Consider the following 26,715-nt stretch of genomic DNA (forward strand, 5'->3'; position numbering starts at 1 on the left):
TTCGAGGATACAATCTACGCCGCGTGTCGATAGGCACCCGGTTTCCTGATGGGAGGGTTAAGAATGCGAAATTACGCCATTGCCGCGTTGCTGGCCACCAGCGCGCTGTCGCTTGCTGCGCCTGCCTTTGCGCAAGACGCAGCGGTTGATGAAAACGTCGATGAACAGATCGTCGTTACCGGCACGCGCATCGTGCGCGACGGGTACACCGCGCCGACCCCGGTGACGGTTGCCACCACCGATGAACTGGCCCGCGGCACCCCGTCGAGCGTGCCTGATGCGCTTAACAAGCTGCCGCAGTTCTCGAACTCGCTCAGCCCGTCGAAGGCTGCGTCGAACTTCTCGAACCTGCCGATCCACGGCAACATCCTCAACCTGCGCGGCCTGGGCACCACCGGCAACAACCCCAAGGGTCCGCTGCGCACGCTGATCCTGTTTGACGGCCAGCGCGTTTCGCCGACCGAATATGTCGGCACGATCGATACCAACGTCCTGCCGCAGTTGCTGATGAGCCGCGTCGACGTGGTGACCGGCGGTGCTTCGGCCGCCTGGGGTTCGGACGCCGTCGCCGGCGTGGTGAACTTCGTGCTCAACAAGGATTTCACCGGCGTGACCGGCGTGGCCCAGTACGGCGTCGCGGAACGCGGCTATGCCGAAAGCCAGCGCATCGGCGCGGCTGCCGGGGCCAACTTTGCGGGCGGTCGCGGGCACATCCTGTTCAGCGCCGAATACAACAACAACGACGGGATGAAGCGCCGCGAGCGTGACTTCTCGACCAAGGGCTACAACTTTGTCGGTTCGGTCGTCGGTGGCGGCACTCCCGGCACGGTGACCAATCCCTATGTCCTGGCCAGCGATGTGCGCATTTCGGCACTGGCCAACACCGGCCGCATCACCTCGTCGAACGTGGTGGGCAACCCGCTGGTCGGCCAGGTGATCAATGTCGATGGCACCACCCGTGCCTTCAACGCTGGCACCGCGGTCGGCACTGCCGGGTTCCAGTCGGGCGGCGATGGCTATGCCATCACCCAGGAAAACGCCGCGATCATTCCGGCCAAAACCTACCAGACCTTCGGTCGCATCGCCTATGATCTGACCGACGACGTCAACTTCTATGTCCAGGGGCTGTTCAGCCGCAGCGACTATGCCTACCCGACCCAGACCAACGCGCTGGTTCCGCCGAGCCAGGGGGTCAATGTCTACAGCGGCAACCCGTTCCTGACCGCGGCGATGCAGGCGACCCTGACCGGGGCGAACGACTTCATCACGGTTGGCCAGTACGATGCCGGCCAGGCGCAGCCGTTTGCCAAGGAACGCACCGATTACTGGATGGCGACCACTGGCCTGGACGGCAAGCTGGGCGGCTTCAAGTGGTCGGTCAATTACAGCCACGGTGAATCCACCCACAACATGGACACCTCGGGCCTGTACGACAACAAGAAGCTGTTCGCCGCAGCCGACGTGGTGCTGGTGGGCGGCGTGCCGACCTGCCGGGTGCTGACCGATCCCACGGTTGCTGCCCAGTACGCCGGGTGCAAGCCGATCAACTTCCTGCGCGGCAACGCGGCCGTGACCACGCCGGATGGCTATGCCTATGCCACCGGCACCTCGGGCTACGACGCTACGATCAAGCAGGATGCGATCACCGCCAGCCTGTCGGGCAGCCTGTTCGACCTGCCGGCCGGCCCGGTCGATCTGGCCGCGGGCGTCGAATACCGCAAGCAGTCGCTGGTGCTGACCAGCAACGCCGATCCCGCGAACCTGGACACCGCCGCCAAGCGCAGTTCCTATTTCGCCGGTCTGCGTGGCGTTCCGGCTGGCGCGCTGTACTTCTGGCTGATCAACGTCGGTCAGGCCAACGGCAGCTACAACGTGAAGGAAGGCTTTGCCGAACTCGCGGTGCCGGTGCTGCGTGACAAGCCCGGTTTCGAGGAACTGAGCCTGAACGGTGCGGTCCGCGTGACCGACTATTCGAGCTCGGGCACCGTGGCGACCTGGAAGGTCGGCGGCACCTGGAAGCCGGTCAGCGACTTCCTGCTGCGCGCTGCCTACTCGCGCGACATCCGCGCGCCCAACCTGTACGAACTGTACAGCGGTGCGCAGTCGGGCATCGGGATCGTCAACGACACCGTGATCAACGGGATCGGTTCGGGCCAGAACATCAACGTTTCGTCGGTGACCAAGGGCAACGCGAACCTCAAGCCGGAAAAGGCCAAGACGCTGACCATCGGCGGCGTGCTGAGCCCGAGCGGCCTGCCCGGCTTCAGCGTGGCGATCGACTACTACTCGATCAAGGTGGATTCGCTGATCGACCAGCTGTCGGCCCAGCAGATCCTGACCAACTGCGGCAACAGCGCCGGGACCGGTCCGGAATGCGCGCTGATCAGCCGTGCGACTCCGACCACCTTCCCGTCGCTGATCACGATCGCGCCGGCGAACATCGCCTTCCTGAAGACGGCCGGTATCGACTTCGATGCCAGCTATCGCACTCGGGTCGGCGCTTCGGGCAACCTGTCGCTGCGGCTCTATGCCAACTACCTGGCGAAGTTCGACACCCAGCAGTTCGCTGGCGCGCCGACCCTGCACTATGCCGGCGTCAGCGTGGTCGGGTCCAACCCGGCTGGTTATCCGCGCTGGCGCGGTAGCCTGACGCTGGACTACGAAAACGACAAGTTCGGCGTGACGCTGAGCGAGCAGATGATCGGCAGCATGCGTCTGGACATCCCGGGTGCCCTGCCGAACGGCGCCCGCGTCAACTTCGTCCAGCCGAACGTGGGCAAGGTGTTCTACACCGACCTGACGCTGCGCGGTAAGATCAACATCGGGGAAGGCCGCAAGCTCGAACCGTTCGTGACGATCAACAACCTGTTCGATCGCGATCCGCCGCTGATCCCGGGCACCGTCCCGGGGGTCAACCTGCCGACCAACATCGCGGTCTACGACATCGTCGGCCGCGCCTACACGGCGGGCGTGCGCTTCAAGTTCTGACCTGGACTGCCCCGGCCAAACTCTCTCCTCCCCTTGGCCGGGGCAGGCCTTGGCAGATGGCGAAAGCCACCAGAAAGCCGGTCGATCCTGGGGGGATCGGCCGGTTTTCGCTTGTCTGGGCATGGCGGGCTGTCCTGGAGGGACGGGGCGCCAGTTCAGGGAGCAGAGCTACCAGGGCGCAGCCACTGGCCAACTGCCGGGCATGGGCCAGCGGCGCGTAAAGGAGCAGGCCGGTCGATCCTATTAGGGGATGACCGGCTTTCGCTTGTCCAGGGCAATGGCGGTGCATGGCCGGGGCAGCACCGGCGCAGGGCACCGGCCTCCGATACAGTGCAGCCAACCGCAGAACGAACCGCCGGCGCGCAAAAGAGAAGGCCGGCCGATCCACCCAGGGATCGACCGGCCTTGTGTTGTTGCCGTCTGGTCAGCGGATGGAGCCGCTCATTCCTCCAGCGTCAGCGCGCGTTCCGGGCAGGCGCGCACCGCGCGGCGCGCGGCAAGCTGCTTTTCCGGGGTGTCGGGCACCACGATGGTCTGGCTGGGCAGGTAGCCCTCGTCGTCCAGATCGAACATTTCGTTGTCCTGCGCCCAGCAGCGCGCGTTGCCCTGGCACTTGGCCCCATCGACGATGATCTTCATGGGGTGGCTCCTCAGTTCCAGGTGATCACAAGGTTTTCGACGCCGAACACGAAGCCGCCGTTGACCATCGGATCGACCCCTTCCTTGATCCGGAATTCGGGCACGCGGGCCAGGAATTCCTCCAGCCCGATCACCACCTCGCGACGGGCCAGGTGCGATCCCAGGCAGCGGTGCGGGCCATAGGCGAAGGCGACGTGGCGGTTGTCTTCACGCGCCAGGTCGATCTTTTCGGGATTGGGGAATTCGGCCGGGTCGCGGTTGGCGGTCATCGACGGGCAGGCGACCAGATCGCCGGCCTTGATCAACCGTCCGTGCAGTTCGACATCGCGGGTCGCGCGGCGCACCGGCGTGACCGTGGGGAAGGCGCGCATCAGTTCCTCGGCCGCCAGGGTCAGCCGCTGCGGTTCGGCGCGCAGCAGGGCCTGGTCGTCAAGATTGCGGGCCAGGTACAGGAAATCGAACCCCAGCGCGGCGGCCACGGTATCCAGACCGGCGATGAACAGCAGTACGCTCATCTGCTTGACCTCGTGCGGGGTCAGCTTGCGGCCGTCGACTTCGGCCTGGGTGACGAACGACATGAAATCGTCGGTCGGCTCCTTGCGGCGCAGTTCCTGCAACTCGTCCAGATAGGCGATCACGGTGCGCGCGGCCTTGGTGCGGGCTTCGGGCGTGGAATGCAGCAGGTCGTTGGCCCAGCCGACGAATTCCATCAGCCGGTCATTGGGAATGCCGAGGAACTGGAGGAAGATCGACACGGCAAAGGGAAAGGCGAATTCGGTCATCACCTCGCAGCTGTTGCCGCGCGCCTTGATCTCCTCGACCAGTTCGGCCGCGCGCTGGCGCACGAAGGGTTCCAGGTTCATCACCCGGCGCGGGCTGAGCAGCGGGTTGAGCAGCGAGCGCCACTTGGCATGTTCGGGCGGATCGACTTCCAGCGGGATCAGCGGCCAGGTTTCGCCCAGCGCCGAAGCAAAGATGTTGCGATTGCTGGAAAAGGTCTCGCCGTCCTGCAGCACGCGGCGCTGGTCTTCGGCGCGGATGATGAACCATGCGCCTTCGCCGTTGCGGGTGTTGTTGAGCGAATAGAACACCGGCGGGCCATCCAGCAGCCGGGCGATCGCGGCATGCGGTTCGCCATTGGGGCGGGGCAGCATGTCGGGGCCGTCCATCAGGTTGAAGTCGCCCAGATGTTCCTCGGGAACGTGGGCAGGACGGGTGGAAGCCAGCGTCGCCATGATCTAAAACCTCTCTACCAATTTTGCATTCAAGTGTAAAATACGAGTCCTGCGCGCCGACGTCAACATTGATCCGCCCGCCCCCTTGCGATTGATCGCAAAAACGGGCAGGGCTTCGTCTGAAAATTGCACTGGAGTGATAGATCGGTGGACAGCACACAGGCCCCGGCAGCAGTTGCGCTGCGCCCCTTGCCCCTGGCGGACGAAGTCAGCGCCCCGTTCTGGGCGGCCGCGCGCCAGGGCCGACTCGACATCCAGCGCTGCACCGCTTGCCGCCACTGGATCCATGCCCCTGCGCTGGCCTGCCCGGCCTGTGGCAGCGAGGAGCTGGCGTTCGAGCCGGTGTCGGGCCGCGGCACGCTGTACAGCTGGACCGTGCTGCACCATTCCCCCGGCCCCGGCTTTGCCGACATGCTGCCGCTGATCGTGGGAATCGTCGAACTGGCCGAACAGCCGCACCTGCTGCTCTGCGCCAACCTGCTCCAGGTTGATGCGAGCGCACTGCGGCTGGGCATGCCGGTCAGGGTCTGTTTCGAATGGCTGGATAGCGAGCACGCCGTGCCGCAGTTCGTTCCGGCGGGGGATGCGTGAACATGTGGGCCTTCAGCAACAAGATCGCCGTCGCGGGTGTTGGTTACAGTGCGCTCAGCCGCCGTCCGCAGCGCCCCTTGATGAGCCTGGCGGTCGAAGCCTGCGATGCCGCGCTGGCCGATGCCGGGCTGGCCCGCAAGGATCTGGACGGGCTGGTCACTTCGCCCGCAATGCCGCGCTACGGCGGCGCGCGCGGGACGATCGACGGGATCGACGTGGTCACCCCCTGGGCGCTGTCGGAGCGGCTCGGCACGCATCACCACCTCGCCTGGACCGGATCGACCAATGCCATGGTCACGCAGGGGTTCCAGGAAGCGGCCATGGCGATCGCCTCGGGCGTGTGCGACACGGTGATCGTCTACCGCGCGCTGCACGTGCCGCAGGGCAGCTATGTCAATTACGAGAGCAAGTATGCCGCCGCGGGCGATCAGTTCATGGCGCCCTATGGCTTCTCGGTCCCGCCCAGCTGGGCAGCCACCGTGGCGCAGCGCTATTTTGAACTCTACGGCTATTCGCGCGCCGATTTCGCCCGCTACATCGCCGATAACCGGGCGAACACGCTGAAGAACCCCAACGGGTTCTGGGACAAGCCGCTGACCCGGCAGGACTATCTGGACGCGCGGATGATCGCGGATCCGATGTCGATCCTCGATTGCGACATCCCGGTCGATGGCTGCGCCGCGCTGCTGCTGACCAGCACCGAACGTGCCCGCGACCTGCGCTGCAAGCCCGCGCTGCTGACCGGCTTTGCCGCCGGGACCCACCCAGCGCCCGCCGGCCTGCCGATGACGCTCGACGATATCTGGATCGGCTGCGAGCAAGTGGCCGAGCGGCTGTGGCAATCGAGCGGCGTGCGCCCCGAGGAGATCGACACCGCCCAGGTCTATGACGGCTTCGCGCCGTTCGTGTACCTGTGGCTCGAAGGGCTGGGGATCGTCCCGCGCGGCGAGGGGCTGGCCTTCCTGCGCGATGGCCACGGCAGTCTGACCGGCAAGCTGCCGGTCAATACCGGCGGCGGCGCGCTGGGCGAAGGGCGGCTGCACGGCATGACCCAGCTGGCTGAAAGCGTGATCCAGGTCACCGATCGCGGCGGCGAACGGCAGGTGCCGGGCGCCCGCCGCGCGGTGGCGACCATTTCCAACGGCCTGACCAAGAGCACCGCCTTCATCTTCAGCCGCGACGAATAGGCCGCGCCCAGGCAGGGGTTGATCTTGCCCGGCCGGCGGGGCCATGAAGGTCCCGTCGGTTCAGGGAGGACAAGCGATGCCGGGCGTGTGGTTTGATGAATTGGCGGTGGGTCAGCGGTTTGAACACCCGATCCGCCGCACCGTGACCGAGACCGACAACGTCCTGTTCACGACCATGACGCACAACCCGGCCCAGCTCCATCTTGACGAGGAGTACATGGCCGGGAGCGAATACGGCACCCGGATCGTCAATTCGTGCTTCACCCTGGGGCTGATGGTCGGGATCAGCGTGAACGACACCACGCTGGGCACGGCAGTGGCCAACCTGGGCTGGGACGAGGTGCGCTTTCCCAAGCCCGTGTTCGTCGGAGATACGCTGCATATCGTGACCGAGGTGCTGGAGCTGCGTGCCTCGAAATCGCGCCCCGATGCCGGGATCGTCACGTTCCTGCACCAGGCGTTCAACCAGCGCGGCGAACTGGTCGCCAGTTGCAAGCGCAGCGGGTTGCAGCGCAAGCGCCCGGCGTGAGCCGGCTTCAGCCGGTCAGTGATCGCTGATCGGCTGCTGCGGCATACCCTTGGTCTGCGGCGGGCGCAGCAAAATGCACAGCGGGATCGCGGCCAGCGTGACCCACATCATCGCATAGAAATCGTCGACATAGGCGATCATCGCCGCCTCGCGGTTGACCACGCCGTCGGCCATGCGCAGCGCCACGTCGCCCAGCACCTGGAAACGGTCCACCGTACTGAAATCCAGCCCCGCGACCGAAGCCGAATTCATGTGCGAGGCGAGGTCCTGGTGCGCCACCTGGATGTTGCGCGCCAGCAGGGTCGAAACCACCGAAATGCCAACCGAAGCGCCGATCGAGCGGAACAGGTTGAGCAGACTGGCCCCTTCGGTGCGCAGTTCCGGCGGCAACGTGGCAAAGGCGCTGGCATTGATCGGGATGAACACCATCCCCATGCCCAGCCCCTGGATGAAGCCCGAAACCACGATGTTCCAGTAATCGACGTCGAGCGACCAGCCCGACATCATCCACAGCGATGCGCCCGCCAGGGCAAAGCCGCAGGCCACCAGCGTGCGCGCATCGAACCCGCGTCGCACCAGGATGCCCGATACCTGCATCGAAATCAGTGTACCCAACCCACGGGGCATCAGCACCATGCCGGTATCGATCACCGAATAGTTGAACAGGTGCTGCAACATCGGCGGCAACAGCGCGATGGTGGCCATCATCACCACGCCCACCACGATCATGAAGGTCAGCGCCAGCAGGAAATTGGGGTCGTAGATCAGTTCCTGGCGAAAGATCGGATGTTCGCTCGTAGCCAGATGGATGATCGCCATCCAGGTGCTCGAAATGGCCACGCCCAGGTAGATCCAGGTTTCGATCGAATCGAACCAGTCGACGTGGTTGCCGCGGTCAAGCATCAGCTGGACCGAGGCGAGCGCGATCCCGACCAGCGCGAAGCCGGTCAGGTCGAACTTGCGCCGCGCGGCGTCGCGCCCCGGCAGTTCCGCCATCATGATCGCGAGTGAGATCACCCCCAGCGGCAGGTTGACGTAGAACACCCAGCGCCACGACCAGTTCTCGGTCAGCCAGCCGCCCAGGATCGGACCGAAGATCGGGCCGATCATTACGCCCATGCCCCACAGCGCCATGATCTGCGCCTGGCGGCTGGGGCGGGTCACGTCGATCATCGCGCTTTGGCTGAGCGGAGCGATGAATGCCCCGGCCACGCCCTGCAGCGCCCGGAACAGCACCATCTGCGTCAGGTTCTGGGCCGCGCCGCACAGCATCGAGGCAACGATGAAGGCTGCGACCGAGCCGATGAACAGCCGCCGCGCGCCGATCCGTTCGGCCAGCCAGCCGGTGATCGGCATGGCCACCGCCGAAGCGACGATATAGCTGGTCAGCACCCAGTTGATCGTGTCCGCCGTGGCCCCCAGCGAGCTTTGCATGTGCGGGATGGCGACATTGGCGATGGTCGAATCGAGAATCTGGAGCAGCGCCGCCAGCATGATCCCGAAGATCAGCAGGCGATAGTTGTCGCACGCCAGCGCGGGCACATCGGCTTCGTCGAGCTGCGGCATGGCCGCCACGCTGCGGCCGCGCGGAGAATTGGCGGGGACGCTGGCCATGGGTGCGCTATTTGCGCTTGCTGGCGTCGGTGAAGACCTTCACCTTGGCTGACAGGCCCGCGATCAGCACCCGGGGGCTGGCTTGGTCGAGCACGATCCGCACCGGCACGCGCTGCGTCACCTTGACCCAGTTGCCGGTGGCGTTCTGCGCCGGCAGGACCGAGAATTCGCTGCCCGTGCCAGCGCCGATCGAGGCGACGTGGCCCTTCAGCTTGAGATCGGGATAGGCATCGAAGCGCACTTCGGCGGCTTGGCCGACGCGCATCTGGTTGAGGTCGGTTTCCTTGAAGTTCGCTTCGACATAGCTGGAACTGGTGGCGACGATCGTCACCAGCGGCAGGCCGACGATCGCGTCCTGGCCGATCTGCAGGCGGGTCGCCTGGCTCAACCGGCCGGCAATCGGCGCGCGCACTTCGGTGCGGCGCAGGTTCAGTTCGGCTGCGGCGCGCTGGGCGCGGGCCTGGGCTTCCTGGGGGAACATGCCGGGGACCTGCGCGCCGGTGGCCAGCTTGGCCGCGGCTTCGTCGCGCTTGGCTTCGGCCAGACGCAGGCCTTCCTCGGCCTGGGAGACGGCGTGCAGGGCGGCATCATAGGCGGCCTTGGTGGCAAAGCCGCGCTTCCACAGGGCTTCCTGCCGCGCCAGGTTGGAGCGGGCAAAGGCGATGCTTTCCTGGGCGGAGGAGATGTCCGCGCCCGACAGCGGGCTGGCATTGGCCAGCGCGACCTGGCTGGCCTGGGCCGCGGCGATCGCGGCATTGGCCTGCTGGATCTGCAACTGGTAGGGTTCGGGATCGATCCGGAACAGCAGTTCGCCGGCCTTGACCTGCATGTTTTCGCGCCCGATCACCTCGACGATGCGACCGCTGATTTCGGCGCTGACCGAAACCTTGTCCTGCTTGACATAGGCGTTGTCGGTCGAAACCTGGCCTTGCAGGCTGAACCAGTAGAACGCCCCGGCAACCAGCACCAGCAGCGGCACCGACAGCATGGCGACCAGGCGTCCCAGCCGCCGGGCGGGGTGGGGCGGCGGGGTGGCGGAAGTGTCTTCGCGGGTTTCGGCAAAGGTGGGATCGGCCTCAGCCATGGTCGGACAGCTCCGTTTCAAGGGGTTGGGCAAGGTTGGCGCGGATCATGTCCATCACTTGCGAGAATTGCTGGCGGGCGTCTTCATCCAGCCCGGCCAGCATGTCCTGTTCCAGCTGGGCCACGCCTTCGCGCAGGCGGTCGATCATGATCCGGCTGCGCGGCGTCAGGTGAACCCGCCAGGCGCGCCGGTCAGCCGGATCGCGGCGGCGTTCCAGCAGGCCGGATTCCTCCATCCGGTCGACCATGCGGCACAGGGTGATCGGCTCGACCTCCAGCCGTTCGGCATAGTGGCCCTGGTTCTCGCCCTCGGCCTTGGACAGTTCCAGCAGCAGGCGCGCCTGCGGCCCGGTGACGCCCAACTGCCGCATCCGCGCATCGAAGGCGCGGCGCAGCAGGCGCGAACTGTCACCCATCTGGTAGATGTAGGACTGGATCATGTCCTGGCCGATAATAAGCGTGCTTAAATAACGCAAGCGTAAAAAATTCGGCGCTAGTGTGGAATTTCGCACAGACGCCTTACCTCGCGCCGCCAAAAGGGCTGAAATCAGGCAGCCCTGCGGCGAATCGCGCGCATGGGACGAAGGGGCACGATCATGGACGAGGTTACTTCCAAGCATATCGACGGGATCACCGACCTGGTGGTGATCGCCCCGATCAAGGACGGCTTCATCCAGGCCTACGAGAACATCACTTATGCCAGCCGCTTGAAGCTGGTGGCCGAAGCGCTCAACCGGATCCGCGTGGCCGCGCGCGAATACGAACGGGTGGTGCCCTATTCCGATGTCACCGAACGCATCCTCAACCTGCTCGATTTCCGGGTGGGGGTGCTGGACAAGGACCTGTTCGGCCTGTCCCGGCTGGCCCCGGGCGAACTGGCGCTGGGCAGCCGCCGCTACCTCTATCTCACCGCCACTTTCGAAGGCGGGTGGGAACCATACATGCGGCTGATCTGGAAGCCGCTGGGGACATTCCTCGACCTCTTGTTCTGCAACTGCGAAGGCTATGTCACCGCGACCGAGCATTCCTGCGAGGAATACCTGCAATGGGTGCGCGACAACCAGATGGACAGCGCGATCTTCTACAACACCACCGGCCTGTCGACGCGTGACCAGAAGTACCTGTCGCGGTTGGAGCGGCTGCAGCGCGAAGGCGCGGACGAGCTGGAACTGGCCAGCGCGCGGATGCTCTATCCCGAACCCGCCGCCACCGAAACGCGCCGCCAGCATGCGCCCAAGACGCTCGAACTCGGGCTCGAAGCGCTCAACGTGATCTACAAGCTGGCCGATTTCTATCCGCCCGAATGGCTGACCGGGCGGCAGGCGGGGACCGGACCCGACGGACGCGAACGGATCAACGAGGGGCACCGCCTGGTCCGCGCGGCGGGCGACATCCTGCTTGGCTGGGACCACTTCATCGCCGGGGTCGAGGCACTGCCGGAAACGCACCCGCTCAGGCAGGTGTGGACGCGGGCGCAGGGGGTCTATGCCGAGCCGCTGGCCTGGTACACCAGCGGCAAGTGCCACCTCGCGCGGCTCGACGCCGAACTGGAGGCCCGCCGTCTGCCCGATCCGCCGTTCGAGCTGGGCGAAGTGCAGGGCGGGATCCTGAAAGCCCAGGGCAGCGCGGCGCAGCCGGTACAGCACGGCGCGCTGCTGCTGTTCACGATCCGCGATGCGGCCCGCGCGCGCGACTTCATCGCCGCGCTCGATCCGCATTTCGCCGCCGGCGCGGGCAGCACGCCGGCGAACGGGATATTCCGCACGGTTGGCTTCACGCCCGACGGGCTGCTGCGGCTGGGGCTGGACTATGACGTGGTCGATTGCTTCCCCAAGGAATTCCGCGAAGGGATGGAGCAGCGCAGCGGGATCCTGGGCGACCAGCGCGAGAACCATCCGCGCAACTGGATCCTGCCCGTACGCAACGGTCCGGCACTGACCGGGGCGGTCCCGCCCGGCACCCGCCTGCCGCGCGTCGAACTGCGCGAGGTGGACATAGTGGTCCAGCTGCGCGCCACCGCGCCGGACCGCGCCGTACTCGAGGTCGAGGCGCGGCGGCTGGCCACGCTGGCGGGGCGGGGTGCCAGCCTCGAAGCGGTCGAATGGCTGACCGGCGCGCACGGCGAAGGCGACGGCTATTTTCGCGATCACTTCGGCTATCTCGACGGGATCAGCCAGCCGCGCCCGCGCCTGCCGGGGATCGGCGACAATTCCGCCGCTGTGCTGGAGCGCGACCGGGTGCAACCGGGCGAAGTGCTGCTGGGCTATGGCAACGACCGCGGCGACAGCGCGCCCGCGCCGTTCGTCACGCTGGACGATTGGCGCCGCAAGCCCCGCCGGGAAGCGCGCGAGCTGCAACTGAACGGCACCTTCCTGGTGGTCCGCAAGATCGGCGAGGACGTGGCGCGCTTCGATGCCTGGCTGGATCAGTCGGCCGCGCCGATCGCGGCGCAGCTGGGGATCGATGCGGCCTCGGCGCGGGCGCTGCTCAAGGCGGCGGTGATGGGGCGCGACGAAGCGGGGCGGCCGCTGGCCCGGCCCGATGCGGGCGCGCTCAACGATTTCGATTATGGCCAGGACGGGGCGGGGCGGCAGTGTCCGTTCGCCGCGCACATCCGCCGCGCCAATCCGCGCCGCATCGTGCCGGGCGGCGGCCTGCCCCCGCTCAGCCAGGACGAGACGCTGACCCGCGCCGAATTCGACCGGCCGACCCCGCGCCTGCTGCGCCGGGCGATGCTGTTCGGCCACCGCCAGGACGGGCCGGACAAGGCGGGGCTGATGTTCATGGCCTATAACGCCAGCATCGCCGAACAGTACGAGGTGATCCAGCGCTGGCTGAACGGCGGCAACAGCACCGACCAGGCCGCCGCCAACAACGATCCGCTGACCGGCGTGCTGCCCAAGGATCCGCCGGGCCTGTTCCAGTTCATCGCCAGCGATGCTGCCGGCCAGCCGCAGGTGGTGCGCGTGCCGCTGCCGGCCTTCACCCCCGCGCCGGGGCTGACCGGCACATCCGAACCCGGCCGCCACCCGTTCACCCCGCTGCTTTGGGGGCTGTACCTGTTCGTGCCGTCGCGCCGCGCGCTGGACCGGCTGGCGCGGATCCAGGGCCGGTTCCGGCTGATGCGCAAGTTCCTGGAAGACGTGCGCGGCCGCGCGGTGATCGAGCGGGTCGAGGCCCTGCCCGAAGGCGAGGCAGCCAAGGAATGGAAGCGCCTGCTTGAGGACTTTGTGACCAAGGACCCGGCCGAACGCGATGTGACGCCCGACATGTGGTCGGCGATCCGGTATTTCTATGGCGGCGCGCTGAACCTGCGGCGCGGCCCGGACGAGCCGGGCGGGATCGGCTTGCCCACCAAGGCTCTGCCCGACTGCGCCGAGGACGCCCCCCCGGCCGCGCCGACTGCCACGGACGATGGCGGCCCCTATGACTGGGCCAATCCCGACCGGGCCAGGCAGAACGTGGTGCTGGTCGCCGGGCGCGACCAGGTGGCCGAGGTGCTGGCCGACTGGCGCAATTTTTCCAGCGAGGAGCAGCTGCGCCGCATCCACACCAACAGCGGGCCGATCTTCGTTACCCAGCAGCCGGACGATGCCTATAACAACCCGGCGCTGAACGCGCTGGGGCTGAACTATCGCGGCGATGCGACCGCGACCAACGCGATCCTGCTGCACTATGGCGAGGCCGACGGGTTCAGCGCCGGCTATGCGGCGGGCTCGGCGGTGCTCAAGGAAATGAAGCTGCGGGTCCAGGCGCTGGGACGCACGTCCTTCAAGCTGGAACTGCGCCGCCAGTATCTGCTGCCCGCGCTGGGGGTGCTGTGCAAGCTGTGGTACGGCCTGCCGGATGAGCTGCACATGGCGCTGGGCGGCTGGTCATGGCAGCCGGTGCGGCTGGACGAGGGCGGCGCCTATGGCGCCGATCCGGCGGTGCCCACGCGCGACAAGGCGCATTGTCCGGGGGACTTCCTCTCGCCCTCGCGCAATGCCTTCTATCCCCGGCCGAGCCCCGAAGTGAGCGAATTTGCCGACAACCACGGCAAGGCGATCCTGGCCGCGGCGCGCGCCTTCGTGGCCGACCACCGCGCGGCGGGCACAGTGCCGCAAGGCTCGGTCGCGGCGGCGATGTTCGGCGCGATTGCGGATGACGAAGTGCTGGCCCGCAACCTGGTTGGCACCATGGTCGGCGCGATCCCGCCGATGGACGGCAACCTGCGCGGGATCCTGGCCGAATGGCTGGGGGAAAAGTCGCTGTGGCGGCACCAGTCCGCGCTCAAGCGGGCCACGGGTGGGCGGCCGGCGGCGGCGGCCGTGGCCGAAGCGATCGGCGCGCTGAAAAGCCCGGTTTCGCAGGCAATGTGCATGCGCCCCGCGCCCGACCTGCTCTATCGCACCGCCCAGCGCGCGGCGACGATCAAGGTCGATCCGAAAACCCCCGCCTGCCCGCACCGCCACGACATCCAGGTGCGCGAGGGCGATATGGTGGTGGTCAGCCAGGTCTCCGCCTCGCAGCGTTCGCTGTTCGATCCGGACATGCCCGATGGCGACGTGTCGATCGTGTTCGGCGGCAAGCGTCACGCGGCCGACCAGGTGGACAGTGCGGCGCCCTGGCCGGTTCATGCCTGCCCGGCGCAGAACATGGCCTTTGGCGCGATCATGGGGATCATGGCCGCGCTGCTCGATGCCGGGACAATCCAGGCCATGCCCGCAGCGCTGATCGTGCGGCTCAGTGAGTGGGAGCCAGTGCCTCCGCCCGCTGCCTGAGCATTTCCATGCCCAGCGTGGCATAGGTTTCGGCGGCCTGCCGGGCTTCCTCGGCGGCGCGCTTGGCATCGCCCCGGGCGCTGGCCAGCCGCGCGGCGCACAGGCGGTTGCCCGCCCATTCGCGCGGGCTGGCGCGGTGCCGGGCCGAAGCATCGGCCAGGTGCAGGTAGTGGTCGGCGCGCCCGGGCCGCTCGCGGCGCTGCTCCAGCCGGGCCAGCGCGCGCCAGGCCATCGCCTCGCCCAGCCGGTCGCCGCCCTCGCGGATGCGCTGAACCATCATTGCGGCATAGCGCCGCGCCGCCGGGGCATCGCCGCGCGCGGCCATCATCTCGGTCAGCCAGCCGAACACCAGCGAGGTGCGCTGGCGGCTGTTGCCGTGGCCCTGGAACCAGCGCGCGGTGTCTTCCATCCGCGCCACTTCGGCGTCGCCGCCGCCGCTGCGCCAGCGGGCAAAGGCGGCCAGGGCGTGGCTCATCATCGCGAGGTAGCGGGTGCGGGTGCGGGTGCAGTCCTGCAGCGCCTCACGGGCCAGCGCCTCGGCCCCGGCCCAGTCGCCCTGCCACAGCCGCAGCGCGGCCTTCTGCGTCACCAGCGACGGGCGCATGGTGGTCAGCGCTGCGGGATCGCGGGTTTCGGCCTGGGCGAACAGGGCTTCGGCCTCGGCCATGTGGCCCTGGTCGCCCAGCATGAAGCCCCGGCAGCACAGGGCATAGATCAGCGTTTCCTGGTTGTTGCGCCCGCGCAGGCCATCGAAGCGCGGCAGCACCTCGTCAAACAGCGCGCCCGCCTCGGCATAACTGCCCGCTGCCATCAGCGACTGGGCCAGCTTGACTTCGATCTGGTGGATGAAGCGATCGTCCTGCGCGTCAATCGCGATGCGCCGTGCGGCGGTCAGGTAACCGACCGAGCGCTGGCCCAGCCCCAGGCCATAGGCGATCGCCCCCAGCCAATAGGCGCTGCGCACCTGCGCGGCGGGATCGCCGCTATCGGCCAGCAAGGCTGCGGCCCGTTCCAGCACCGGCAGCTGTTCCAGCGCCGGATCGACGATGCTAGCCAGCCCGAACTTGTTGAGCAGCGACCAGACCAGCGCGGTGCGCGGTTCGCCCGCCGGCATCGTCTCGACCCAGTCGAACGCGGCGCGGTAGTGCGCCTGCGCACGGTCGAGCGCGCCCGCCGCCAGCGCCGCATCGCCCGCCCGCACGGCATAGTCGCGCGCCTTGTCGGCCTGTCCGGCGGCACCGCCGTGATAGGCCAGGGCATCGAGAAGCCCGGTTTCCCCGACCTGTTGCGCGCGCTGTTCCAGCACGTCCAGCACGCGGCAGTGCAGGTCGCGGCGCAGCGCCAGGTCGATCCCGGCATAGACCGCGTCGCGGGTCAGCCCGTGCTTGAAGCTCAACGTGCTGCCGGTTTCGCCGGGGTAGAGGAAATCGGCTTCGGCCAGCCGGTCGAGCATCGCCGCGCCGATCGCTTCGCCCTGGATCGCGGCCAGCAGCCAGGCCGGCACGATATGGCCAATGATCGCCGCCTGGCGCAGCATCGCGGCATCGGCCGGGGGCAGGGCGGCAAAGCGCGCCTGCACCGCCAGGTCGAACCACGCGCCGCGCGCTTCGCCGCTGGGCGTGGCGGCGCGGCTGGCCTGGGCCAGGCACAATTCTTCCAGCAGCAGGGGGCTGCCGCCGGCCGCCTCGGTGATCCGGGCGATCACGCCGGGTTCCTGCGTGCCCAGCAGCGCGCCGATCGCGGCGTGGGCGGCGGCCTCGTCCAGCGGGGGCAGTTCGACCCGCACTTGCGCCACGCCATCGGGCAGCGCCGCATCGCCCTCGCGCGAGGCGAGCAGCACGCGCAGCCGGCCCGCCGGGGCGGCGGCCAGCATTGCGGCCAACTGGTCGCGGCTGGCATCGTCGGCCCATTGCCAGTCGTCGATCATCACCATCAGCGGAGCGCCGTGCGCGGCGCGGGCCACTTCGGCGCCGATCGGGCCGGTTACTGCCGGCAGGTCGGCCGCATCGCCGCCGGACAGTTCGGCCGCGATCTGCAGGAACGGCTGGAGCGGCCGCGCCGCAAGGTAAGCCTCGCAATAGCCGCGCGCCAGCCGCCAGCCGCGCGCCCGCGCATCGCTGGCAACCTGCGCCAGCAGGCGGCTCTTGCCGATCCCCGCCGGGCCGTGCAGCAGCAGGGTTGCCGGCGTGTCCGGCCCGCCGTCCAGCCATTCGTCAATCGCGGCGCGCTGGCCATCGCGCCCGGTGAGCGGGGTGAGCCGCTGGCGGGTGCGTGCGGCAAAGCGGGTGGCTGCATCGCTGCGTCCCAGCACCGGCAGGGCCTGGATGGACTTGCGCCGCCCGCCCAGGCTCAGCACCTGCGGCTGGCCGGTGACGAAGAAGTTGGCATCGCCGCCCAGCGATTCGGCGCTGACCAGCAGCCCGTCGGGACTGGAGGCATCGCACAGCCGGGCGGCGACGTTGGTGGCATCGCCCAGCATCTCATAACGCCCGCGCACCAGGTCGCCGCTGCGCAGCAGCACCACCCCGGCGTGGATCCCGCTGTGCAGCCGCAGCTTCAGCCCCGGGGCATAGAGCCCGTCGAGTTCGGCCATGGCGGCATGCAGGTCGAGCGCGGCCTCGGTCGCGCGGCGGCCGGCATCCTCGTGCGCCAGGGGATAGCCGAAGATGCACAGCGCTCCGTCGCCGTCGATCCGCACCACTTCGCCGCCGTGGTGGGCGATGATCCGGTTGGTGATTTCGCGCAGGCGGGTCAGCAGGTCGGCATAGTCCTCCGGCTCCATGTCCGCGGTGATGCGGGTGGAGTCGGTCAGGTCGGTGAACAGCAGGACAAGGTGATGGCGTTGGTTGACCAGGCTCATCGCAGCATTCGTTCATAGACCGCGCGCAAGGCCGCGATCGAACCGATCCGCAGGGTTCGGCCGCTCTGCGCCAGCAGCCCTTCCTGCGCCAGCAGGCCCAGTTCGCGCGACACCGCCTCGCGGCTGGTGCCGACCCGTGCGGCCAGATCGGCATGGGTCGGCATGGGGCGGATCTCGACCGCGTCGGCCCCGGGCGTGGTCGTTTCTCTGGCCAGCCGCAGCAATTCGGCCTGGACCCGGCTGGCGACCGGCAGGGTCGCCAACTCGAAAGCGCGGTCGGTCAGGTTGCGGATGCGCTGGGCCAGTTGCCGTGCCACCCACAGCCCGGCATCGGGCACTTCGCTCAGCATGGCGGCAAAATCGGCCGCGCTCATCTGCGCGAGGCGGCTGTCTTCCAGCGCCATGACATTGGTGGAACGCGGCTGGCCGTCGATCGCGGACAATTCGCCGAACATTTCGCCCGGTCCCATTTCGCGCAGGATCACTTCGCGCCCCTGGGGTGAGATCAGCGAGAATTGCAGCCGCCCGGCGATCAGCAGGAACACGTCGGTGTCCTCCGCGCCTTCGGTCATGATCACCTGCTTGCGGCTGAAGGCAACCTCGCGCCCACGGACCAGGAACGCGTCCTGCACCCGTGGCGGCATGATCCGGCTGGCGCCTTGCCCAGTGCCTGGCGAACCAGTCCCATGCATTGAAAAGCCCCCGTTGGACCCAGACCCGACCTGAACAGGTCCTTCGTATCTTTCCTAGGGCCAGTTGGTGATTCGTGTCACATCCTTTTTCTTTGTTATCGATTACATCTGGCAACTGGCCAGACTAGTCGAACAGGCTCTGGTACTTCTGCGAGAACACGTCGCGGCCGATGATCAGGCGCATCACTTCGCTCGATCCGGCCAGGATGCGGTTGATGCGCGCGTCGCTGAACATCCGGCTGATCGGGTATTCATCCATGAACCCGGCGCCGCCGTGCAGCTGGACGCCCAGGTCCAGCATCTTCCATTCGACTTCGCTGGCGACCATCTTGGCCTTGGCGCCCATGTTGCTGGTCAGCCGGCCCTGGTTATGCTCGCTCACGCAGTGGTCGATGTAGACCTGCGCCAGTTCGATCTCGGTATCCATTTCGGCCATGCGGAACTGGGTGTTCTGCTGTTCGGACAGGGGCTGGCCGAACAGCTGGCGCTGGCTGACGTAATCGCGGGTGATGTCGAACGCCTTGCGCGCGTTGGCGGCGCAGCCGACGGCGGAGATCAGCCGTTCCTCTGCCAGCCCTTCCATCAGGTAATAGAACCCCTTGCCCGCTTCACCCAGCTGGTTGGCCTTGGGCACCTTGACGTTGTTGAAGAACAGTTCGGCGGTGTCCTGCGCGGGCATCCCCATCTTCTTGAGGTTGCGGCCGCGTTCGAACCCTTCCATCCCGCGCTCGACGATCAGCAGCACCATCGCGTGCTTCTTGTCCGCGCCGGCCACCTTGGCGGCGACGATCACGACGTCGGCGTTGATGCCGTTCGAAATGTAGGTCTTCGACCCGTTGAGCAGCCAGTGATCGCCCATGTCCTGGGCATTCGTGCGCATCCCCGCGAGGTCCGATCCGGCGCCCGGTTCGGTCATGGCGATGGCCAGGATCGTTTCGCCCGACACGCATTTGGGCAGGAAGCGCATGCGCTGTTCCTCGGTCCCGAAGCGCTGGAAATAGGGGCCGACCAGGCGGCTGTGCAGCGTGTTGTAGAACTGCTTGGCCCCGGCGCGGCAGGTTTCCTCGATGATGATCTGTTCATAGCGGAAGTCGGTGTCGCCCATCCCGCCATACTTCTCGTCCGGCCAGATCATCAGGAAGCCCAGGTCACCGGCCTTCTTGAAGGCGCTGCGATCGACGATCCCGGCTTCGCGCCATTCCTCCATGTGCGGGGCAATCTCCGCGTCCAGGAATTTGCGATAGGCATCGCGGAACATGATCTGGTCTTCGGTGAACTGGCGCATGATCATCCTCTGTGGTCCGGCGAATCCGGTTTCGTATCGCAACTCGGTTGCTGGCTTGCGGGCCGTTTGTCAAAGGCGGATTGCGCCGCCTCAGCCTTCGCGGGCCAGCTCGCGCAGGTCCTTTTTCGCCACCTTCTTGAGTTCCGACCGGGGGAATTCCTCCATGAAGCGCACTGCGGCGGGCACCTTGAAGCCGGCCAGCTGCGCGCGGCAGGCGGCCAGGATCGCGTCGGCCAGGTCCGGCGAGGGGGCGGCGGCGCGGATGAAGGCGACCGGCTCCTCGTCGAGCATCGGGTGCGGACGGCCGACCACGGCGGCCTCCAGCACGCCCGGCACCGTGGCGATCACCGCTTCGATTTCCGATGCGGCGACGTTTTCCGCCCCGATCTTGAGCATGTCCTTGGCCCGGTCGGCAAAGCGCAGGTGGCCCTGTTCGACCTGGTAGACGCGGTCGCCGGTATCGAACCAGCCATCGGCGTCAAAGCTGGTGGCGGTGGCGGCCGGATCGTTGAGATATTCAAGGAACAGCGCCCGCCCGCGCGTGCCCCTGATCTTGAGCAGGCCGGTTTCGCCCACCGGCACCGGCGCGCCGTGCTCGTCCACGATCTGCACTTCGTATTCGGGGGCGGGCAGGCCGATCGAGCGGTCGGGCGCGGGCAGTTGCGGCGGGGTGAAAGTGCCGTGGGTGACCGTTTCGGTCATCCCCCAGGCGCCCAGGATGGCGACGCGGAAATGCTTGTCCAGCCCGCCCAGGCCCGCCGCGCCGACGACCCACTGGCGAAAGCTGTGCTGCGGCACCGGCTGCTCGGCAATCGCCTGGATCGCAAAGGGGATGACATTGCCCCAGGTGCAGCCATGCTTCAGCGCCACCGGCCAGAACCGGCTGGCGGAAAAACGCGGTTGCAGCACCACCTTGCCGCCGGTCCACAGCATCGGCAGGTGGCCCCAGCTCATCGCGTTGGCATGGCACAGCGGGGTGAACACCAGCGATACGTCATCGCTGCGCAGCTGGTTATGCGCCGCGCCGATCTGCCCGGCCCACAGCGCATTGGCATGGGTCCAGACCACGCCCTTGGGCCGGCTGGTGGTGCCCGAGGTATATTGCACCGACAGCGGGGTCATCGCCCCCGGCGCCTCGGCCACCAGCGCCGCGCCATCGCCGCGCAGGCTGGCAAAGGGGACTATCCCGTTGGGCAGGGCTGCCCGGTCGCCATCGGCGGGGAAAGCGGCGATCCATTCCAGCCGCGCCCCCGTTTCGGCGATCAGGCCGAGGTAAGTGCTCTCGACAATCGCCGCGCGCGCGCCGGAATGCTGGATGAAATAGGCGACTTCGGCCGCCGCGCAGCGCGGGTTGGTGGTCACCGCGACCACGCCCAGCATGGCGCAGGCATACCAGGCCAGCAGGAATTCGGGGCTGTTGTTGGCGTGGATCAGCAGCTTGTCGCCCCGCGCCAGCCCGCGTTCGCGCAGCGCTGCGGCCAGGTCGCGCGCTTCGGCGTGGAACTGGGCAAAGGTCCATTCGCGCGGCTCATCCTCGAACGGTTCCCAGGCCAGGAACACCGCGTCGCCGCGCGTTTCGGCATGGCTGCGCAGCAGCCAGGGGACATCCTTGTCGGCATAGGGATCGATGGCGCTCACGGTCGGGTCACTCTCCTGTTCTGGCCCCAGGTTCGGGCAGGGCGCGCGTCAAGGCAAGTGCTTTGCGTGCTAACGATTGACACAGGCGGCGCTTGTCGTGATTGTCACCTAAATTGACTAATACCCAAGGGAGAAGATGACTGTGGCCAAGACCCTGACCGTGCAGACCATGTCCAACGAGCTGGCCGATGAGCTGATGGCCGGGGCCATGGCCAAGGCGGCGGAAATGCAGGTGCCGATGTGCATCGCGCTGTGCGATCCTTCGGGCACGCTGGTGCAGTTCCGGCGGATGGACCATGCCCCGCTGCTGTCGGTGCAGATCGCGCAGGACAAGGCCTTTACCGCCGTTTCGTTCGGCATGGCGACGCACGAATGGCACGATTTCATCAAGAACGATCCGCCGCTGCTCGACGGGATCGTCCACACGCCCCGGCTGGTGGTGTTCGGCGGCGGCTATCCGGTCAAGGTCGATGGCGTGATGGTCGGCGGGATCGGGATCAGCGGCGGGCACTACAGCCACGACATGGAAGTCGCCCAGGCCGCGCTGGCCGCGGCTGGCCTGGCCTGAGCGGGGGAGAGCCGACATGCCCGCCACCCGTGAGGAACTGATCGACCGCGCCCGTGCGCTGGCCCCCGCGATCAGGGGCCGCGCCGCCCAGACCGCGGAGCAGCGCCGCCCGCACGACGATTCGATCCGCGATCTGATCGAGGCGGAGATCATCCAGATGCTGGTCCCGCGCCGGTTCGGCGGCTCGGAAGTCAGCCTGTCGACCCTGTTCGACGTGGTCGAGATCATCAGCGCGGCCTGTCCGTCCACCGGGTGGATCGCCTCGTTCTACGTCGCCCACAACACCTATGTGGTGCGCTTTCCCGAAGAAACGCAGGAAGAACTGCTGGGGCCGCGCGGCTATGTCCTGCTGCCCGCGGCGCAGGCGGCCGACATGCACGCGGTCAAGGTGCCGGGCGGCTGGGAAGTCAGCGGCCGGGCGGCCTGGGGATCGGGCATCATGCATGCCGACTGGGTGCAGATCAGCGGCCAGGCGGAGGATGGGCGGCGCTCGTTCCTGCTGCCGGTCAGCGCGGTCGAAGTGATCGACAACTGGCACTATGCCGGCATGGCCGGCACCGGCAGCAACGATTACCAGGCGTGCAAGGTGTTCGTGCCCGATCGTCACGCGGTCGATGCCGTCGCGTTCCACGCCGGGGTGACCGAAGGGTCCAAGCTCCACCCCAATCCGCTCTATTCGATCCCATTCCTGATTTCCGCCTATTGCACGATCCTGCCGGTGCTGACCGGCAGCCTGAAGGGCGCGCTCGAAGCCTTCGGGCAGGGGGTGGAACGGCGCGTGCGCAATTTCGGCGGCGCGGTGGTGCGCGACCAGCAGATGGCGCATGTCACCCTGGGCGAAATGGAAATTGCCAGCCTGGTCGCCAGCGATCTTGCGCGCACCGTGTTCGATGCCGCCGAAGCAACCATGGGCGTCCGCGATTTCACCCTGGATGACCGCGTCGCGGCCAAGGGCAAGACCGCTTACGTGTCCAAGCTGTGCCGCGATACGGTCAACGCGATGATGGCCAGCGCCGGGGCGTCAAGCTATCACCTCGATCAGCCGTTGCAGCGGATCTGGCGCGACCTCAACACCGTGTGTTCGCACGCCTTCTGGGACTGGGACGTCAGCCGCGAAGCCGCCGGGCGGCAGCGCCTTGGCCTGCCGCAGGTCAACCCGCTGGTCTGATCGGCCAGCGGGGCGGCCCGCTCAGATCAGGTCGGCGGGGCCGGTAGCGAAACCCAGTTCGACCTTGCCGGCCAGCACGCAGGTGCGGTCCCAATCGTACATCACGTGGCCGCGGATCACCTGCACGTCGCGCAGGTGGCGCTGCAGGGGCGCGCTCAGCATGCTGGCGCTGGCCCCGGCGGCGGCGGCCATGGTGTCGATCGCGCTGTTGGCGAGGCGCACCACCTGCGCCGCCGCCAGCCGCAGCGCAACCTGCGCCGGGATCGAGGCCGAGGCCCCGTTCGGTCCTTCGCGTTCCAGCGCGGCGCGGGCATCTTCCCACACCAGCCGCATGGCGCGGACCTGGGCCAGCGCCTCGCCCAGCCGCAGGTGGGTGGTCTGGACATCGGCCTGGCTGGCCCCGCCGCTGAACGCCTGCTGCTTGGTATTCATCCGCTGGGTGAACCAGTCCAGCGCCGCTTCCGCCGCGCCCACTGCCGGGGTTGCGGCGACCAGCGCCAGTCCGGCGCGCAGGGGAAAGGTCAGGGTGGAGTGCGGATGCAGCACCTCGCCCGGCGAAGCACCCGCCGCCATTTGCCGCGCGGGCAGGGTCATGTGCTCGGGCACCACCACGCCGCGCACCACCACCGCGTTCGATCCGGTCGAGGCCATGCCCGAGGTGTGCCACACGTCCTCGACCTCGACCTCGCTCACCCGCATGGCGCAAAAGCGCGGTTCCTTGCTCTCCAGGTCGATCGCGTTGACCAGCACCCAGTCGGAATGGTTGATCCCCGTGGCCCATTCCCAGCGGCCCGACACGCGGTAGCCGCCGTCCACCCGCACGGCCGTGCCGGTCGGGGCCAGCGGGGCGGGGGCCAGCGGCATCTGGCCATCGCGGAAGAATTCGGCCTGGGCCTCGGCCGGGAACTTGCACAGCATCCAGGCGTGCAGCGACAGGAACGACAGCACCCAGGCGCTTGATGCGCAGCCGGTCGACAGGCGGCGGACCACATCCAGGAATTCGGCAAAGCTGGCGCCCTGGCCGCCGGCGGTGACCGGGGCAAGCAGGGCAAAGAACCCGGCATCGCGCGCTTCCTGCATGGTTACGTCCTGCAACGCGCGCAGGCGCTCCGCCTCGGGCGCGCGCTCGGCCAGGCGCAGGGCCATCGCGTCGGCCCAGTCGGCCCATGTCTGCCCGTCATGCGTGCGCAGTGTCGTCTCGCCCAAGGGTATCTCCCATGCTTCTTGCCTTGCCGGAAAGTCTGCCCGCGCTGGCCGATAAATGTCAAGTAGATTTACTATATCGGCAGGGCGGGCGATAAACGCGCTTGCGCCGCGCGGGGCGGGCTGGAAAGGAGCGGGGATGGACAATCCGCTGCTGATCCTGGACCTGATGCGCGCCTTCTACTGGTTTGACGAACAGCTGCGCGCGCGGCTGGCACAGCGCGGCTGGCCGGGGATCACCCGCTCGCAATCGCTGGTCCTGGCCAATATCGCCAACGGCGTCGTCCGCCCATCGCACATCGCGACCAACCTGGGCGTGTCGCGCCAGGCGATGAGCCAGCTGTTGGGCGAAATGGCCGAGGACGGGCTGGTCGAAACCCTGCCCGACCCGGATGACCGCCGCGCCCAGCGGGTCGGCTTTGCCAGCACCGGCGGCCCGATCCGCGAGGCGGCATCGGGCGTGCTGCGCGATCTTGAGGCCGAACTGGCCAAGGCCGCCGGCGACAAGGCGATGACCGGCCTGCGCCGGGTGCTGGCCGCGGTGCCGCAGGCCGACTAGACGATCCCGCGCGCCGCCAGGTCCGCCAGCGCGGCCGCGTCCAGTCCCAGCCGCTCGCCATAGACTTCGGCGTTGTGCTCCCCCGGGGTCAGCGGCGCGCGGCGGCGCACGCTGCTGGGCGTGTCGGACAGCTTGGGCATCGGCGCCTGCATCCGGACCTGGCCGAACTGGGGATGATCGACCGCGACCAGCGCCTCGCGCGCGGCGAAGTGCGGGTCTTCCAGCATTTCCTTGCCGGTATAGATCCGCCCCGCCGGAACCGAATGGGCGATCATCAGCGCTTCCAGCTGGTCCACGGTCAGGGTCCGGGTCCAGCGGTTGATCAGCTCGTCCAGCTCCTGCTGGCGCTCGCCGCGCGCAACGTGGGTGGCATAGCGCGGGTCGCTGGCCAGTTCCGGCTGGCCCATCGCTTCGGCCAGGCGGGCGAAGATCGCATCGCCGTTGCCGCCGATCATGTATTCGCCGTCGCTGCACTGATAGACGTTGCTGGGCGCGATCCCCGGCAGGATCGAGCCGGAACGCTGCCGGACGATCCCCATCACGTCATATTCGGGCACCAGGCTTTCCATTACCTGCAGCACCGCTTCGTATAGCGCGGAATCGACCACCTGGCCCTTGCCGGTGGCGTCGCGCGCGCGCAGCGCGGCCAGCGCGCCCATGCAGCCATAGGTGGCCGCCAGGGTATCCCCGATCGACACGCCCATCCGGCTGGGCGGGCGGTCCGGATCGCCAACGATGGCGCGCCAGCCGCCCATCGCTTCGCCGATCCCGCCAAACCCGGCGCGGGTGGAATAGGGGCCGGTCTGGCCATAGCCGGACATCCGCACCACGATCAGGCGCGGGTTGATCTTGTGCAGTTCCTCTGGCCCCAGGCCCCACTTCTCGACCGTGCCGGGCTTGAAATTCTCGATCATGATGTCGGCATCGGCCAGCAGGCGGCGGGCCAGTTCCTGCCCTTCGGGGACGCGCAGGTTGGCCGTGACCGAACGCTTGTTGCGGCCGATCACCTGCCACCACACCTTGTGCTGGCCATTGCCCCACTGGCGCATCGGATCGCCCGCGCCCGGCGGCTCGATCTTGACGACGTCGGCGCCCATGTCACCCAGCAATTGCCCGCAGAACGGCCCGGCGATCAACTGGCCCAGTTCGACAACCTTCACGCCGCTGAGCGCGCCCTTGTTCTCACCCGTCATTGTTCTGCATCTTTCGGAAAAGGGCCGGCCTTGGCCAGCATCGATGGCATCGGCTTGTCCATCACGGTGCCCAGCCACTGCGCGGTCTCGATCAGCTGGCCCAGGTCAAGGCCCGTCGCCACGCCCGAGCGCGCCAGCAGGTAGGCCACGTCCTCGCTCGCCACGTTGCCCGCCGCGCCGGGGGCGAAGGGGCAGCCGCCCAGCCCGCCGATCGACGCGTCGACCACGCGCGCGCCCGCTTCCACCGCCGCCCAGACATTGGCCACGCCGGTGTTGCGGGTGTTGTGGAAATGGACCCGCACCGGCAGCGGGGCGATGGCCTGCGCCACATCCCGCACAAGCTGCGAAACCTGCGCGGGCACGGCCACGCCGATGGTATCGGCCAGCGCCACTTCGACCGGACCGGCCTCGGCCAGCCGGGCGGCCATGCGCACCACGTGGGCGGGGTCGACCTCACCCCCGAACGGACAGCCAAAGGCGACCGCGATGGTGACCTGCGCGGTCTTGCCCGCCGCGCGGCCCATCGCCACGATCCGTTCGGCCACTTCGATCGACTGGGCGCTGTCCTGGCCCTGGTTGCGGATCCCGAACGGGTCGGAGGCGATGGCCACCGCGCCCAGCTGGTCGAGCCCGCAGGCCAGCGCGCGTTCGGCGCCGCGTTCGTTCAGCACCAGCCCGATCCGGGTCACGCCTGCGGGCGCGCCGAGCTGGGCGACCACATCCTCGGCATCGGCCATCTGCGGCACGCGTTTGGGATTGACGAAGCTGGTCACCTCGATCCGGCGCGATCCGGCGGCGATGGCGCGGCGGATCAGTTCCACCTTGTGCGCGGTGGACACCAGCACGGCTTCGTTCTGCAGCCCGTCACGCGGGCCGACTTCGACCATTTCGATGGTTCGATTGGGTTGGGTCATGGTTCC

Annotated in this window: 20 protein-coding genes; 8 read left to right on the forward strand and 12 right to left on the reverse strand. The window is 67.8% G+C overall.

Annotated elements, in window-relative coordinates; genetic code table 11:
• The first annotated feature begins 63 nt into the window (after positions 1 to 63).
• Positions 64 to 2,988 carry a TonB-dependent receptor domain-containing protein gene (locus ACE3N9_RS04755; protein WP_374281374.1) on the forward strand — a complete coding sequence of 975 codons (2,925 nt, stop codon included), beginning with the start codon at positions 64 to 66 and terminating at the stop codon, positions 2,986 to 2,988.
• Positions 2,989 to 3,429: 441 nt separating this feature from the next.
• Here the strand turns inward: ACE3N9_RS04755 and ACE3N9_RS04760 are convergent, their stop codons facing one another.
• Together ACE3N9_RS04760 and ACE3N9_RS04765 are read right to left on the reverse strand one after the other, a co-directional pair.
• Positions 3,430 to 3,627 (reverse strand): ferredoxin, encoded by a 198-nt coding sequence (locus ACE3N9_RS04760; RefSeq protein WP_374281376.1) that lies wholly within the window; start codon positions 3,625 to 3,627, stop codon positions 3,430 to 3,432.
• Positions 3,628 to 3,638: 11 nt separating this feature from the next.
• Entirely contained in the window at positions 3,639 to 4,862 is a 1,224-nt protein-coding gene (locus ACE3N9_RS04765; protein ID WP_374281378.1) for a cytochrome P450, read from the reverse strand.
• Positions 4,863 to 5,009: 147 nt separating this feature from the next.
• Between ACE3N9_RS04765 and ACE3N9_RS04770 the strand changes: the two genes are divergently transcribed.
• The 3 genes from ACE3N9_RS04770 to ACE3N9_RS04780 all read left to right on the forward strand — a co-directional run bounded on the left by ACE3N9_RS04770 (position 5,010) and on the right by ACE3N9_RS04780 (position 7,169).
• On the forward strand, positions 5,010 to 5,453 hold the full coding sequence (locus ACE3N9_RS04770) for a Zn-ribbon domain-containing OB-fold protein (protein ID WP_374281380.1): 444 nt from the start codon (positions 5,010 to 5,012) through the stop codon (positions 5,451 to 5,453).
• Between the two features lie 2 nt (positions 5,454 to 5,455).
• On the forward strand, positions 5,456 to 6,640 hold the full coding sequence (locus tag ACE3N9_RS04775; protein WP_374281382.1) for a hypothetical protein: 1,185 nt from the start codon (positions 5,456 to 5,458) through the stop codon (positions 6,638 to 6,640).
• Between the two features lie 76 nt (positions 6,641 to 6,716).
• Positions 6,717 to 7,169, forward strand: a complete 453-nt coding sequence (locus ACE3N9_RS04780) for a MaoC family dehydratase (protein WP_374281599.1) — start codon at positions 6,717 to 6,719, stop codon at positions 7,167 to 7,169.
• Between the two features lie 15 nt (positions 7,170 to 7,184).
• Here ACE3N9_RS04780 and ACE3N9_RS04785 read toward each other — a convergent pair whose 3' ends face one another.
• From ACE3N9_RS04785 to ACE3N9_RS04795, 3 genes are read right to left on the reverse strand one after another with little or no spacing between them, the layout of a single operon-like run.
• Positions 7,185 to 8,783 carry an MDR family MFS transporter gene (locus ACE3N9_RS04785; protein ID WP_374281384.1) on the reverse strand — a complete coding sequence of 533 codons (1,599 nt, stop codon included), beginning with the start codon at positions 8,781 to 8,783 and terminating at the stop codon, positions 7,185 to 7,187.
• A gap of 7 nt (positions 8,784 to 8,790) precedes the next feature.
• Positions 8,791 to 9,867, reverse strand: a complete 1,077-nt coding sequence (locus ACE3N9_RS04790; RefSeq protein WP_374281386.1) for an HlyD family secretion protein — start codon at positions 9,865 to 9,867, stop codon at positions 8,791 to 8,793.
• The gene (locus ACE3N9_RS04795; RefSeq protein WP_374281388.1) at positions 9,860 to 10,306 is read right to left on the reverse strand and encodes a MarR family winged helix-turn-helix transcriptional regulator; all 447 of its coding nucleotides are present in this window, start codon (positions 10,304 to 10,306) and stop codon (positions 9,860 to 9,862) included. Before ACE3N9_RS04795 ends, ACE3N9_RS04790 begins: the two co-directional genes overlap by 8 nt.
• A gap of 156 nt (positions 10,307 to 10,462) precedes the next feature.
• On the opposite strand from ACE3N9_RS04795, the gene ACE3N9_RS04800 reads away from it, so the two are divergent.
• Positions 10,463 to 14,629, forward strand: coding sequence for a hypothetical protein (locus ACE3N9_RS04800; protein WP_374281390.1), 4,167 nt, complete (start codon positions 10,463 to 10,465; stop codon positions 14,627 to 14,629).
• On the opposite strand, the gene ACE3N9_RS04805 is transcribed toward ACE3N9_RS04800, so the two are convergent.
• The 4 genes from ACE3N9_RS04805 to ACE3N9_RS04820 all read right to left on the reverse strand — a co-directional run bounded on the left by ACE3N9_RS04805 (position 14,592) and on the right by ACE3N9_RS04820 (position 21,104).
• Positions 14,592 to 17,489 carry an AAA family ATPase gene (locus ACE3N9_RS04805; protein ID WP_374281392.1) on the reverse strand — a complete coding sequence of 966 codons (2,898 nt, stop codon included), beginning with the start codon at positions 17,487 to 17,489 and terminating at the stop codon, positions 14,592 to 14,594. The two genes, ACE3N9_RS04800 and ACE3N9_RS04805, sit on opposite strands and share 38 nt — an antisense overlap.
• Positions 17,486 to 18,133, reverse strand: a complete 648-nt coding sequence (locus ACE3N9_RS04810; protein WP_374281394.1) for a Crp/Fnr family transcriptional regulator — start codon at positions 18,131 to 18,133, stop codon at positions 17,486 to 17,488. The genes ACE3N9_RS04805 and ACE3N9_RS04810 overlap by 4 nt, the downstream gene beginning before the upstream one ends.
• A gap of 172 nt (positions 18,134 to 18,305) precedes the next feature.
• On the reverse strand, positions 18,306 to 19,472 hold the full coding sequence (locus ACE3N9_RS04815) for an acyl-CoA dehydrogenase family protein (RefSeq protein WP_374281396.1): 1,167 nt from the start codon (positions 19,470 to 19,472) through the stop codon (positions 18,306 to 18,308).
• Positions 19,473 to 19,556: 84 nt separating this feature from the next.
• A complete protein-coding gene (locus ACE3N9_RS04820) occupies positions 19,557 to 21,104 on the reverse strand; it encodes an AMP-binding protein (protein ID WP_374281398.1) in 1,548 nt (515 codons plus the stop codon).
• A gap of 136 nt (positions 21,105 to 21,240) precedes the next feature.
• Between ACE3N9_RS04820 and ACE3N9_RS04825 the strand changes: the two genes are divergently transcribed.
• On the forward strand, positions 21,241 to 21,672 hold the full coding sequence (locus ACE3N9_RS04825) for a heme-binding protein (protein ID WP_374281400.1): 432 nt from the start codon (positions 21,241 to 21,243) through the stop codon (positions 21,670 to 21,672).
• A 16-nt stretch (positions 21,673 to 21,688) separates the two neighbouring features.
• Positions 21,689 to 22,840 carry an acyl-CoA dehydrogenase family protein gene (locus tag ACE3N9_RS04830; protein WP_374281402.1) on the forward strand — a complete coding sequence of 384 codons (1,152 nt, stop codon included), beginning with the start codon at positions 21,689 to 21,691 and terminating at the stop codon, positions 22,838 to 22,840.
• 21 nt (positions 22,841 to 22,861) lie between these two features.
• On the opposite strand, the gene ACE3N9_RS04835 is transcribed toward ACE3N9_RS04830, so the two are convergent.
• Positions 22,862 to 24,046, reverse strand: a complete 1,185-nt coding sequence (locus ACE3N9_RS04835; protein WP_374281404.1) for an acyl-CoA dehydrogenase family protein — start codon at positions 24,044 to 24,046, stop codon at positions 22,862 to 22,864.
• Between the two features lie 136 nt (positions 24,047 to 24,182).
• Between ACE3N9_RS04835 and ACE3N9_RS04840 the strand changes: the two genes are divergently transcribed.
• Positions 24,183 to 24,602 (forward strand): MarR family winged helix-turn-helix transcriptional regulator, encoded by a 420-nt coding sequence (locus tag ACE3N9_RS04840; RefSeq protein ID WP_374281406.1) that lies wholly within the window; start codon positions 24,183 to 24,185, stop codon positions 24,600 to 24,602.
• On the opposite strand, the gene ACE3N9_RS04845 is transcribed toward ACE3N9_RS04840, so the two are convergent.
• Together ACE3N9_RS04845 and ACE3N9_RS04850 are read right to left on the reverse strand one after the other, a co-directional pair.
• Positions 24,599 to 25,795, reverse strand: a complete 1,197-nt coding sequence (locus ACE3N9_RS04845) for a CaiB/BaiF CoA transferase family protein (protein WP_374281408.1) — start codon at positions 25,793 to 25,795, stop codon at positions 24,599 to 24,601. The genes ACE3N9_RS04840 and ACE3N9_RS04845 overlap by 4 nt on opposite strands.
• A complete protein-coding gene (locus ACE3N9_RS04850; RefSeq protein WP_374281410.1) occupies positions 25,792 to 26,709 on the reverse strand; it encodes a hydroxymethylglutaryl-CoA lyase in 918 nt (305 codons plus the stop codon). Before ACE3N9_RS04850 ends, ACE3N9_RS04845 begins: the two co-directional genes overlap by 4 nt.
• Positions 26,710 to 26,715: the final 6 nt, after the last annotated feature.

The organism is Novosphingobium sp., from assembly GCF_041905565.1.
Classification (GTDB): Bacteria; Pseudomonadota; Alphaproteobacteria; order Sphingomonadales; family Sphingomonadaceae; genus Novosphingobium.

Coding starts and splice junctions, on each gene's coding strand:
- ACE3N9_RS04755 (WP_374281374.1), top strand. CDS start 64: ATGCGAAATTACGCCATTGCCGCGTTGCTGGCCACCAGCGCGCTGTCG.
- ACE3N9_RS04780 (WP_374281599.1), top strand. CDS start 6,717: ATGCCGGGCGTGTGGTTTGATGAATTGGCGGTGGGTCAGCGGTTTGAA.
- ACE3N9_RS04825 (WP_374281400.1), top strand. CDS start 21,241: ATGACTGTGGCCAAGACCCTGACCGTGCAGACCATGTCCAACGAGCTG.
- ACE3N9_RS04840 (WP_374281406.1), top strand. CDS start 24,183: ATGGACAATCCGCTGCTGATCCTGGACCTGATGCGCGCCTTCTACTGG.
- ACE3N9_RS04845 (WP_374281408.1), bottom strand. CDS start 25,795: ATGACGGGTGAGAACAAGGGCGCGCTCAGCGGCGTGAAGGTTGTCGAA.
- ACE3N9_RS04760 (WP_374281376.1), bottom strand. CDS start 3,627: ATGAAGATCATCGTCGATGGGGCCAAGTGCCAGGGCAACGCGCGCTGC.
- ACE3N9_RS04795 (WP_374281388.1), bottom strand. CDS start 10,306: ATGATCCAGTCCTACATCTACCAGATGGGTGACAGTTCGCGCCTGCTG.
- ACE3N9_RS04830 (WP_374281402.1), top strand. CDS start 21,689: ATGCCCGCCACCCGTGAGGAACTGATCGACCGCGCCCGTGCGCTGGCC.
- ACE3N9_RS04790 (WP_374281386.1), bottom strand. CDS start 9,867: ATGGCTGAGGCCGATCCCACCTTTGCCGAAACCCGCGAAGACACTTCC.
- ACE3N9_RS04815 (WP_374281396.1), bottom strand. CDS start 19,472: ATGATCATGCGCCAGTTCACCGAAGACCAGATCATGTTCCGCGATGCC.
- ACE3N9_RS04800 (WP_374281390.1), top strand. CDS start 10,463: ATGGACGAGGTTACTTCCAAGCATATCGACGGGATCACCGACCTGGTG.
- ACE3N9_RS04850 (WP_374281410.1), bottom strand. CDS start 26,709: ATGACCCAACCCAATCGAACCATCGAAATGGTCGAAGTCGGCCCGCGT.
- ACE3N9_RS04810 (WP_374281394.1), bottom strand. CDS start 18,133: ATGCCGCCACGGGTGCAGGACGCGTTCCTGGTCCGTGGGCGCGAGGTT.
- ACE3N9_RS04775 (WP_374281382.1), top strand. CDS start 5,456: ATGTGGGCCTTCAGCAACAAGATCGCCGTCGCGGGTGTTGGTTACAGT.
- ACE3N9_RS04765 (WP_374281378.1), bottom strand. CDS start 4,862: ATGGCGACGCTGGCTTCCACCCGTCCTGCCCACGTTCCCGAGGAACAT.
- ACE3N9_RS04785 (WP_374281384.1), bottom strand. CDS start 8,783: ATGGCCAGCGTCCCCGCCAATTCTCCGCGCGGCCGCAGCGTGGCGGCC.
- ACE3N9_RS04805 (WP_374281392.1), bottom strand. CDS start 17,489: ATGAGCCTGGTCAACCAACGCCATCACCTTGTCCTGCTGTTCACCGAC.